This is a genomic window from Allobosea sp., from assembly GCF_048595345.1.
GTDB lineage: Bacteria > Pseudomonadota > Alphaproteobacteria > Rhizobiales > Beijerinckiaceae > Allobosea.
On sequence record NZ_JBMDWH010000091.1, the window covers coordinates 17,592 to 28,677 of the forward strand.

The 11,086-nt window shown below is 68.3% G+C and carries 6 protein-coding genes; 4 read left to right on the top strand and 2 right to left on the bottom strand.

The window, feature by feature from the left end:
* Window positions 1-164: 164 nt before the first annotated feature.
* Genes ACOJTB_RS09930 through ACOJTB_RS09940 form a run of 3 tightly spaced genes read left to right on the top strand, consistent with a single transcriptional unit; the run spans window position 165 to window position 5,335 of the window.
* Window positions 165-848 carry a winged helix-turn-helix domain-containing protein gene (locus tag ACOJTB_RS09930; protein WP_420102367.1) on the top strand — a complete coding sequence of 228 codons (684 nt, stop codon included), beginning with the start codon at window positions 165-167 and terminating at the stop codon, window positions 846-848.
* Complete coding sequence (locus ACOJTB_RS09935) at window positions 832-2,370, top strand: sensor histidine kinase (protein ID WP_420102368.1); 1,539 nt, start codon at window positions 832-834, stop codon at window positions 2,368-2,370. Before ACOJTB_RS09930 ends, ACOJTB_RS09935 begins: the two co-directional genes overlap by 17 nt.
* A gap of 10 nt (window positions 2,371-2,380) precedes the next feature.
* Window positions 2,381-5,335, top strand: a complete 2,955-nt coding sequence (locus ACOJTB_RS09940; protein ID WP_420102369.1) for a bifunctional [glutamine synthetase] adenylyltransferase/[glutamine synthetase]-adenylyl-L-tyrosine phosphorylase — start codon at window positions 2,381-2,383, stop codon at window positions 5,333-5,335.
* Between the two features lie 6 nt (window positions 5,336-5,341).
* On the opposite strand, the gene ACOJTB_RS09945 is transcribed toward ACOJTB_RS09940, so the two are convergent.
* Entirely contained in the window at window positions 5,342-7,630 is a 2,289-nt protein-coding gene (locus tag ACOJTB_RS09945) for a PAS domain-containing sensor histidine kinase (protein ID WP_420102370.1), read from the bottom strand.
* A gap of 214 nt (window positions 7,631-7,844) precedes the next feature.
* Complete coding sequence (gene pepN / locus ACOJTB_RS09950) at window positions 7,845-10,490, bottom strand: aminopeptidase N (protein WP_420102371.1); 2,646 nt, start codon at window positions 10,488-10,490, stop codon at window positions 7,845-7,847.
* A gap of 200 nt (window positions 10,491-10,690) precedes the next feature.
* On the opposite strand from pepN, the gene ACOJTB_RS09955 reads away from it, so the two are divergent.
* The coding region (locus ACOJTB_RS09955; protein ID WP_420102372.1) for a VOC family protein at window positions 10,691-11,086 on the top strand (396 nt) is incomplete at its 3' end.

An 11,086-nucleotide genomic window follows, 5' to 3' on the forward strand; every position in this document is an offset into this window, starting at 1 on the left:
CGATCCTCGGTCCGGGCGGCTTGACTGCCCGGACCACTGGTGAAGCCGGCCGTCTCCTCGGGTTCCCTGTCGCCCCAGCCCGGGGAGATCGGCCGTCGCGGCGGCAGGCCGGAAGCGTATCCTCCGGCCTGCCGTTCTTCCGTTTCCTGCGCTAAAGTCCAATCATGCGACTCCTGATCGTCGAAGATGACGCCGAGGCTGCGGCCTATCTCACCAAGGCTTTCCGCGAGGTCGGCCATGTCGCCGACCATGCCGTGGATGGGCTGGAAGGCTATGCCATGGCCGAGGGCGGCGGCTATGACGTGCTCGTCATCGACCGCATGCTGCCGCGGCTCGACGGCCTGTCCCTGATCCGCTCCCTGCGCGAGCAGAAGGACGAGACTCCCGCCCTGATCCTTTCGGCACTGGCGCAGGTCGACGATCGCGTGAAGGGGCTGCGCGCCGGCGGCGACGACTATCTGCCCAAGCCCTACGCCTTCTCCGAATTGCTCGCCCGCGTCGAGGTGCTGGCCCGCCGCCGCGGCGCGCCGGCGTCCGAGCCCACGACCTACAAGGTCGGCGATCTGGTGCTGAACCGCCTGGCGCATCGCGTCACGCGCGAGGGCAAGGACATCCTCCTGCAGCCGCGCGAATTCCGCCTCCTCGAATATCTGATGAAACATGCCGGCCAGGTGGTCACACGCACGATGCTGCTCGAAAACGTCTGGGATTATCATTTCGACCCCCAGACCAACGTCATCGACGTGCATGTCAGCCGCTTGCGTTCCAAGGTCGACAAGGGTTTCGAGCACGCGATGATCCACACGGTTCGCGGCGCGGGATACATGGTTCGTGACGGCTCCCGCTGAGGCCCCGGTGCGTCGGCGCCCCAAATTCCTGCCGACGCTGGTGCGGACCACCGCCTTCAAGCTGACGGCGGTCTATCTCCTCATCTTCGCCCTGTTTGCCGCTTTCGTGCTGGGCTATGTCGCCTGGAACGCGCAGCGCCTGATCACCGACCAGATCCGCTCCACCATCGACGCGGAGATCCAGGGGCTGGCGGAGCAGCAGCGCGTGGGCGGCATCCGGCGCCTCGTCAACATCATCGAGCAGCGCTCGCGGGGGCCCGGCGCCTCGCTCTACCTCGTCACCACGCCGGTCGGGGAGCGGATCGCCGGCAATGTCGAGGCGATTCCGCCCGGCACCCTCGACAGGCCCGGCGAGAGCGAGATCGAATACGCCCGCACCAAGGACGCCATCGAGGCGCCGAACCATGCGCTGGTGCGCGTCTTCGTGCTGCCGGCCGGCTTCCGGCTGCTGGTGGGGCGCGACCTCGAGGAGCGGCAGCGCCTGCGCGCGGTGATCGGGCGGGCGATCGGCTGGTCCTTCGCGCTGGTCTTCGTTCTGGGCTGTTTCGCCAGCTGGTTCGTCGCCCGCCGGGTGCTCAGCCGTATCGACGGCATGACCGAGACGGCGCATGCCATTATGGAGGGCGATCTCGAGGGCCGGCTCGCCATCACCGGTACGGGCGACGAGCTCGACCGGCTGGCGCTGAACCTCAACGCCATGCTCGACCGCATCGGCGAGCTGATGGCCGGCATGCAGCAGGTCACCGACAACATCGCGCACGATCTCAAGACGCCGCTGACGCGCCTGCGCAACCGCGCGGAGGAAGCGCTGCGGAGCGCGACCTCGCAGGACGAGCTGCGCGCCGCTTTGGACAAGGCGATCGAGGAGGCCGACAGTCTCATCCGCGTCTTCAACGCCCTGCTGATGATCGCGCGGCTGGAGGCGGGCAAGATCAGCGACAATATCGGCGAGCTCGACCTCTCCGAACTCGTCTCCGGCATGGCCGAGCTCTACGAGCCCCTGGCGGAGGAGGCGGGCCTGGCGCTCATCGAGGAGGTCGCGCCCGGGCTGCAGGTGATCGGCAACCGCGAGCTGATCGGCCAGGCGCTGGCGAATCTGATCGACAACGCCTTGAAATACGGTCAGCCCGAAACGGCTGGACCGCGCACGGTCACCGTCGCAGCCTGGCGCGACGGGAGCGACGTGGCGCTGTCCGTCGCCGACCATGGCCCGGGCGTGCCCGAGGCCGATCGCGCGCGGGTACTCGACCGTTTCGTTCGCCTGGAGGCCAGCCGAACGAAGCCGGGCTTCGGCCTCGGACTGTCCACCGTGGCCGGTGTCGTCCGGCTCCATGGCGGGCAGCTCAGGCTGGAGGACAACGCTCCGGGCCTCCGCGTCGTCATCACCCTGCCTGCCGCGCAGGCTCGCCTCGCAGCGCCGGCGAAGCTGCTCGCGCCACCCCAGCCTGTGGACATGCCGGCCGCTCCTCCCGCTGCTGCCTCGACACAGACGCCCAAGCCTGCTCGCTTGCCGTCCGACTGAGGAGGATGCGATGTCCGGGCCGCTCTGCGAACGCCTGACCGCGGCGCCGGTGCTGCCGGCCCGCATGAAGGCCGATGCGTTGATCGCGCGCGAGCTGATCGAGCGTCTGCGCGACGAGGAGGCGGCTGCGGAACTGGCTGCGCATCTTGCCGCCCATCCCGCCAGCGCCGCGCTGCTCGCCGGGATCCTCGCCCATTCTCCGTTTCTGACACAGATCATGCGGTTCGATCCGCGAGGCCTGCTCGCCAGCCTGGCCGAGGCGCCCGAGCAGCGTCGCGACGCGCTGCTCGCCGGCATCGAGGCCTTTGCGCGCGCCGGCTGCGAGACGGCGGATCTGATGCGCGAACTGCGCCGTCTCCGGCGCGCCATGGCCTTGCTGATCGCGCTGGCCGATATCGGCGGCGTCTGGGATGTCGAGACCGTCACCTCTGCATTGACCGCGACGGCCGACACCGCCGTGCGGCTGGCGACGAACCATGTGCTGCGCCAGGCGGCCGATCTGGGACGCATCGCGCTCGCGGACCATGACGATCCCGGCCGCGACTCGGGGCTCGTCGTGCTCGCACTCGGCAAGCATGGCGCCTGCGAGCTGAATTATTCGTCCGACATCGACATCGTCGTCTTCTTCGATCCCGAAGCGGCGGAGGCGGCGGGCGTCGCCGAGCCGTCGAGCTTCTTCGTCAAGCTCACCCAGCAGATCGCCCGCATCATCCAGGAGCGCACGCCGGACGGCTATGTCTTCCGCGTCGATCTGAGGCTGAGGCCCGACCCGGCATCGACCCATGTCGCGGTCTCCCTGCCCAGTGCCTATGCCTATTACGAGACGGTCGGGCAGAACTGGGAACGCGCGGCCATGATCAAGGCCCGCCCTGTCGCCGGCGACATCGCGCTCGGCCGGCGCTTCCTGACCGATCTTGCCCCCTTCGTCTGGCGCAAATATTTCGACTTCGCCACCATCGCCGACATCCATGCGATGAAGCGGCAGATCCAGACCGTGAAGGGCCATGAGAGCATCGCGGTCGCCGGCCATAATGTGAAACTCGGGCGCGGCGGCATCCGCGAGATCGAGTTCTTCGTCCAGACCCAGCAGCTCGTCTTCGGCGGCCGGCGGCCGGCCCTGCGCGGGCCGCGCACGCTTGACATGCTCCAGGAACTCACGCGCGAGGGCTGGATCACGCCGCAGGCACGCGACGAACTCTCCGAATCCTATCGCTGGCTTCGCACCGTCGAGCACCGATTACAGATGCGCGACGACGAGCAGACGCAGACTCTGCCCAAGGCCGCCGGCGAGCTCGGCGCCTTCGCCCGCTTCTGCGGCTATACCAGCGCCGCCGCCTTCGGCAAGGCGCTGACCGGCCACGCCCGCCGGATCGAAGGCCATTACGCTCTGCTCTTCGAGGAGGGGCCGAGCCTCGCCTCGGAGGCGGGGACGCTGAGCTTCACCGGCTCCGAGCCCGATCCGGAGACGCTCGAGACCCTGCGCAAGCTCGGCTTTCGGGATGCGATGGCGGCCGTCGAAACCGTGCGCGGCTGGCATTTCGGCCGCCGCGCCGCCGTCACGAGCGCCCGCGCCCGCGAGGTGCTGACCGAACTGACGCCGGCCCTGCTCGTGGCGCTCGGCCGCACGGCCGATCCGGACGGCGCGCTCGCTCATCTCGACAATGCCTTCATCCGCATGCCGGCGGCCGTCGAGCTGTTGACGCTGCTGCGCTCCCACGATTCCCTGCTGACCCTCTTCGCCGAGATCCTCGGCAGTGCGCCGCGCCTCGCCAGGGTGGCGGCGCTGCATCCGCATGTTCTGGACGGGGTCATCGACCCCGCCTTCGGTACGGCCGATCTCGACGCAGCGACGCTGGAGCGGCGCATGCGGGCCCATGTCGGCGAGCCGCCCCCTAGCGTCGAGGACGGTCTGGACCGGCTGCGCGATGCGGCCCGGCAGGAGAATTTTCTGGTCGGTGCCCGGCTGCTCTCCGGCGTCTACGGCGCCCCGGCCGCCGGCGAGGCCTATGCGGCCGTGGCCGAGGCCTGCCTGAGGATCGCCTTCGCCGATACGCGGGCGGCCTTCGCGGCCGATCACGGGGTGATCGCGGGGGCTCAGACCGTGGTCCTCGGCCTGGGGCGGCTGGGCGCCGGGGCGCTGACCCCCTCCTCGGACCTCGATCTCATCCTGCTTTACGACCGGCCGGAGGATGCCGGTCCGAGCGACGGCGCCAGAAGTCTCGACCCCGTCACCTGGCATGTGCGCTTCACCCAGCGTCTCGTCGCGGCGCTGACGGTGCCGACCCGGCGCGGCACGCTCTATCAGATCGACATGCGGCTGCGTCCCTCCGGCAACAAGAGCCCGGCGGCGACGCAATTCGCCGGTTTCGAGGCCTATCACGCCGGTGAGGCCGAGATCTGGGAGGAGATGGCTCTGACTCGCGCGCGGGTGGTGGCGGGGGATGCGGAACTCGCCGAGCGCGCCGCCGCCGCGATCCGCGCCATACTGAGCCGAAGGCGCGATCCGGCCCGCGTCGCAACGGCGGTCGCCGAGATGCGCGCCCTGATCGCGCGCGAAAAGGGGGAAAAGGACGGCTGGGACCTGAAGCTCGCCGCCGGCGGTCTGACCGAGCTCGATTTTCTGGCGCAGTTCCTCGTGCTCGCTCATGCCGCCGATCATCCGGCGCTCCTGGCCGAGGATACGGGCGCCGTCTTCGTCGAAGCGCGCAAGGCGGGGCTTTTGTCGGATGCGGATGCGGCGGCGCTCGGCGAGGCGCACCGGCTGATCAGCGATGTGCAGCTCTGGCAGCGCTTCACGGTCGAGGAGGCGTTCGACGTCAAGCTGGTGCCGGCCCGCGTCCTGCGGCGCGTCGCCACGGCGGTCGGCCGGCCCGATGCAAAGGTGCTGAAGGCCGAGCTGGACGAGGTCAGGGTCGCCGTCCGCACGATCTTCACGCGCGTTCTGGGCGAGGCCCGGAAGGGCTGAGAAGCCTCAAGCCGCCTGCTGCATGACACGCCCGGCGCCGCCGTCGAGAGGCAGATGGATCATCACGATCGTGCCGGCGCCCATGGCCGAGCGGAGCCTGAGCGAGCCGCCATGCATCTCGGCCAGCGAACGGGCGATGGCGAGACCCAGGCCCGAGCCCTTGTAGCTGCGGACCAGATCGCCCTCGACCTGCTCGAAAGGCCGGCCGACGCGCTCCAGCTTCTCCTTGGGGATGCCGATGCCCGTATCTTCGATGAAGATGTTGATCGCGCCCGGCACCAGCCGCGTGCGCACAGCGACCCGCCCGCCTTCCGGCGTAAACTTTGCGGCGTTGTCGAGGATATTGCCGAGGATCTGGTAGAGCGCGTGGGGATCGGCCTCCAGCCGGGTGTCGAGCGGGCCTTCCAGCGAGAAGACGAGCTGCTTGCGCTCCATCTCCGGGCGAACCTTGGCGACGGCCTCTTCGAGCACGGGGCCGATGGCGACCTCGCTGCGCTCCAGCCGCATCTTGCCGGATTCGATGCGCGACATGTCGAGGATGTCGTCGATGATGCCGAGGAGATAGCCGCCGCTGGAGCGGATGTCCTTGACGTAATCGGTGTATTTGTCGCCGAGGGGGCCGAACAGGCCGTTCTCCATGATCTCCGAGAAGCCGATGATGGCGTTCAGCGGCGTGCGCAGCTCATGGCTCATATTGGCGAGGAATTCGGATTTGGCGCGGTTGGCGCTTTCCGCCGCGGCCTTCTGCTCGAGATAGCGCTCGGCGAGGTCGGCGAGCTGTTGCGCCTGCGCTTCCAGCTTCTGACGCGAGGCCTTGAGATCGGTCACATGCATCAGGAGCTGATGCTCGGATTGGGTGAGGCGTTCTTCCTGCTGCTTGAGCTTGGTGATGTCGGTGCCGACCGAGACCGAGCCGCCATCCTTGGTGCGGCGGCCGTTGATCTGGAGCCAGCGGCCATCCGAAAGGCGCGCTTCGTAGGAGGCGGAGCCGCGCTGCGAGCGCACCGGCTCACGGTCGATCTGGGGCTGGATGCTCGCGGCCATGATCTCGGCATGGCCGGTGCCGGGAACGAGCAGATCGCCAGGGAGCTGGTGCAGCTGCTGATACTTGGCGTTGCAGAGCACGAGGCGGTTGTCGCCGTCCCAGAGCACGAAGGCTTCGGAGATGGCCTCCACCGCGTCGCGCAGGCGGGCATCGGCGGTGGCGGTGCGCTCGGCCATGCGGCGCTGCTCGGAAATATCGACCACGATGCCGACGAGATGGCGCGAGCGGGTGCGCCGGTCGATCACGAGCTCGGCACGGGCCTTGAGCCAGATCCATTCGCCGGACGCGGCGCGGACCCGGAATTCCTGGTCGAGATAATTGGCTTCGCCGCGGCTGATCGCATCGGCGACCGCGTAGAGATCGACGTCCTCGTGATGGATGAAGCCGGTCACCTCGCCGAAGGACATGTATTCGCCGGCGCGGTCGTAGCCGAGCAGGGCATACATCGAGTCCGACCAGTAGATCCGGCCCCGGGCGAGATCCCAATCCCACAATCCGCAATGGCCGCGATTCAGGGCGGTGTCGATGCGCTCGCGCACGCAGTCGCAATCCTGATCGGCCGCGCTGGCGCGCTTGGACTGCAGCAGGAAGGCCAGAGTGGTGACGGCCAGGACCAGCCCGGCGGCGCTGAACAGGATGCCGAGGCTGGTGCTGCGCTCGCGCCAGAGCGAGAGGGCCCGCGAAACCGGTTGCAGCACCGCGACCTGGCCGAGCGGGGCGGCGAGGTTGCGCACGGTCGCCAGCACTTCCTGTCCCCCGGGGAGTGCGATCCGCATCACGCCGGCCCGGTCGCCGAAGACGGTGAGCGGCTGTGAGGGGCCGAGAAAATCGACGAGGCTGCGCGGCGTTTCGCCGATGGAGGGCTCGGAGGCCATGAGACGGCCATCCGCGCCGCTGACATAGACCACGCGGCCCTGGTCCGAGAGATGACGGGCCGCCAGCGAGGCCAGGACGGCGCCGGGGGCCTGCCCGGCTCGGCTGCCGCCTTCGAGGTCCCGCGCGATCAGGGCCGAAAGCGTCTCCAGATCGGACGCCGCGTCCAGCAGGGCATCGTCGCGCAGCGCCGAGGTCTGCACGAGCGCACCAGCACCGAGAATGACGATGAAGAAGCCGACCAGGAGGGGGATCGCCCTGCGAAAGCTCGGCTCGAAGCTCTCGAAGCGCTGATAGAGCGGATGCGTCAGTGACCGAGCCACACCCAGAATCGTATCGGCGCGCACAGATGTGCACTCCGCGTTGGCACGCGACATGCCCGCTCCCCCTTCGGAAACCTGTACCGTCAGCAAGATCGGGAGACGTGCCGCATCCCCGCGAATCACTGTCAGTTGAATCCGGGCGAGTCCGATTGTCCAGCCTTGAGTTGAGTCAGGAGTGAAGAATTCTCCTTAAGGTTGTGGTGGTTATGGAATGAATCCTGCGCGCGTAATGAAACGTTAATGTTTGCGGCCGGCGCCGGTTAACGCCTCAGGCGAGCGCTCTTTCGGCGATGTCCGAGACGTCGCGCGAGAGCCCCGGCGTACGGGCGACGAGGCTCAGCGCCTCCTGCGCGAGGCGCCGCCGCACGGGCTCCAGCATGCGCCAGCTCTTGAAGGAGCCGAGCAGCCGCGAGGCCACTTGCGGGTTGGCGCGGTCGAGCGCGACGACGATATCGGCGATGAAGGCATAACCCTCTCCGTCGAGCCGGTTGAACTGCGTGAGATTGGCGGCAAAGCCGCCGATCAGCCCACGCACGCGGTTTGGGTTGGTCAGCGAGAAAGCGGGATGCTGCATCAGTATTTTCACCCGCTCCAGCGTGCCCGGCTCGGGGATCAGGGCCTGCGCCATGAACCATTTGTCGAGAACCAGCGGCTCGCCCCGATAGGCGGCGGCGAAACGCTCGATCAGGCTCTCGCGGGCCTCGCCGGGGACGAGCGTCATCGCCGCCAGCGCCGCCAGCCTGTCGGTGAGATTGTCGCCTGTCTCGAACTGCTCCGCGCACTGGTCCGCCGCTCCGGCGGGGTCGGCCAGCGCCGTGAGGCCGAGCAATTCGTTGCGCAGCGCCCGGCGGCCGGCTGAGGCGGCATCAGGGTTGAAGGGGCCGGCGCCGGCGAGAGCCGCGCGCAGCGGGCCGAGCTGCGGCTTCAGCGCCGAGGCGAGGGCGAGGGAAAGAGCGCGGTGCGCGGCGAAGATCGCGTCGGGATCGACATCGCGCCCGATCTCGCGGGCGATGTCGGCCGGAGCTGGCAGGCGCAGAACCTGCGCCGCGAAGGCGGGGTCGGCGAGCGCGTCCCGCTCGAGAAAGCCTGCCAGCGCATGACCGAGCTCTGCGGCCGTCACGGCGAGGGCTGCCCGGTCCGCCTGCAGCCGGCCGGTCTGGACGAGCGCGCGCGTCGCGACGCTCTGGAGGGCCTGCCAGCGGTTGAAGGAATCGCTGTCGCGGGCGAATTGCCGGACGAGATCGGAATCGGACAGGTCGAGATCGAGCCGCGCCGGAGCCGAGAAACCGCGCAGCAGGGAGGGGATCGGCGGCTCGCCGACATCCTCGAAGGTCACCGAGAGGCAGGGGCTGTCCAGCAGCAGCAGCCCGTCGCCGAGATAGGCCGGAGCATCGGTCTTCAGCGGCAGATCGCCGCCTTGCCCGACGAGGCCGAGCCGCACCGGCAGCACCATCGGCTCCTTGTCGGGCTGGCCGGGCGTCGGCGGCGTGGTCTGCGCCAGCTCCAGCGTGTAGCGCCGTGCGGCGGCATCGTAGCGGCCCGAGGCGACGATGGTCGGCGTGCCGGCCTGCTCGTACCAGCGTGCGAAATGGGTGAGGTTCCGGCCCGAGGCTTCGGCGAAGCAGGCGAGAAATTCCTCGATCGTCGCGGCCGTGCCGTCGCAGCGCGCGAAATAGAGATCCATGCCCCGGCCGAACGCCGCCTCGCCGATCAGCACCTTGAGCATGCGGATGATCTCCGCGCCCTTCTCATAGACGGTCGGCGTGTAGAAGTTGTTGATCTCCTTGTAGGCTCGCGGCCGCACCGGATGGGCGAGGGGCCCTGCATCCTCGGCGAACTGCGTCGAGCGCAGCGTGCGCACATCGGCGATGCGCTTTACCGGCCGCGAGCGCTCGTCAGAGGAGAATTCCTGATCGCGGAAGACGGTGAGGCCTTCCTTGAGGCACAGCTGGAACCAGTCCCGGCAGGTGATGCGGTTGCCGGTCCAGTTGTGGAAATACTCATGGGCGATGATCGCCTCGATCGAGGCGTAGTCGCCATCCGTCGCGGTCTGCGGATCGGCCAGGACATATTTGTCGTTGAAGATGTTGAGGCCCTTGTTCTCCATCGCCCCCATGTTGAAGTCGGACACGGCGACCACGTTGAACACGTCGAGATCGTAGTTGCGGCCGAAGACGCGCTCGTCCCAGCGCATGCAGCGCACGAGGCTGTCCAGCGCCCACCCGGCGCGGCCCGCCTTGCCCGGCTCGACATAGACCGCCAGTTCCACCTTGCGCCGCTCGGCGGTGACGTAATCCTGCTTGACATGGTCCAGCGCGCCGCCGACCAGCGCGAAGAGATAGGCGGGCTTGGGGTGCGGGTCGTGCCAGACCGCGAAATGCCGATCGCCGCCCGGCAGTTCCGCTGCGGCGACGAGGTTGCCGTTGGAGAGCAGCACCGGTGCCTCGGCCTTCTCCGCTTCCAGCCGCACCGTATAGATGCTCATCACGTCGGGCCGGTCGAGGAAATAGGTGATCCGGCGAAAGCCGTCCGCCTCGCACTGGGTGCAATAGACGCCCGACGAACGGTAGAGCCCCATCAGCTTGGTGTTGGCGGAAGGGTCGATCTGCGTCTCGATCGCGAGCGTGAAGGACCGCTGCGGCGGCGCATGAACGGTCAGGCGCTGCGGGCCTGCCTCGTAATCCGTTGCGGCGAGCGGCGCATGGTCGAGTGCGATGGCCTTGAGAGCCAGTTCGTCGCCGTCGAGAATCAGGGGGGCACCGGCGCGCCCTTGCGGGTTCGGCCGCAGGGAGAGCAGCGCACGCACTTTCGTTGCTGTCGGATGGAGAGCGATGTCGAGATCGACCGTGTCGATCAGCCAGTCGGATGGGCGGTAATCCTCCAGCCGGATGAGCGGAGCGTCTTCGTTACGCATGGTGACCCCGGCGAATGCGGCGTGGCGGGCAAATCCTATCTCTAGCCCCTGCGGCGGCGCCCCGGAACCCCATGGCCCGGCTCGCGTCTCCTACCTGACCGGGCTTGCCTTGGCGGGCGGGCTCGTCCTGTATGGCGCCCCGGCCGGCGCCCCGCTTCATCGGGAGCGGCGCGATGCTTCAAGCCCCACGAGGACGAACGATGCGATATCTCCACACCATGGTGCGCGTGACCGATCTCGATCAGGCGCTCGATTTCTACGTCACCAAATTCGGAATGGTCGAAACCCGCCGGATCGAGAACGAGAAGGGCCGTTTCACCCTGGTCTTCCTCGCCGCCTCCGACGATGTCGCCGAGGCGAAGGCCGGCGCCTCGCGCGGGCGCCCGACGCTGGAGCTGACCTATAATTGGGACCCCGAAACCTACACCGGCGGGCGCAATTTCGGCCATCTCGCCTATGAGGTCGACGACATCTACGCCACCTGCGAGAAGCTGATGCAGGCCGGCATCACCATCAATCGCCCCCCGCGCGACGGCAACATGGCCTTCATCCGCTCGCCCGACAACATCTCGATCGAGCTGCTCCAGAAGGGCGAC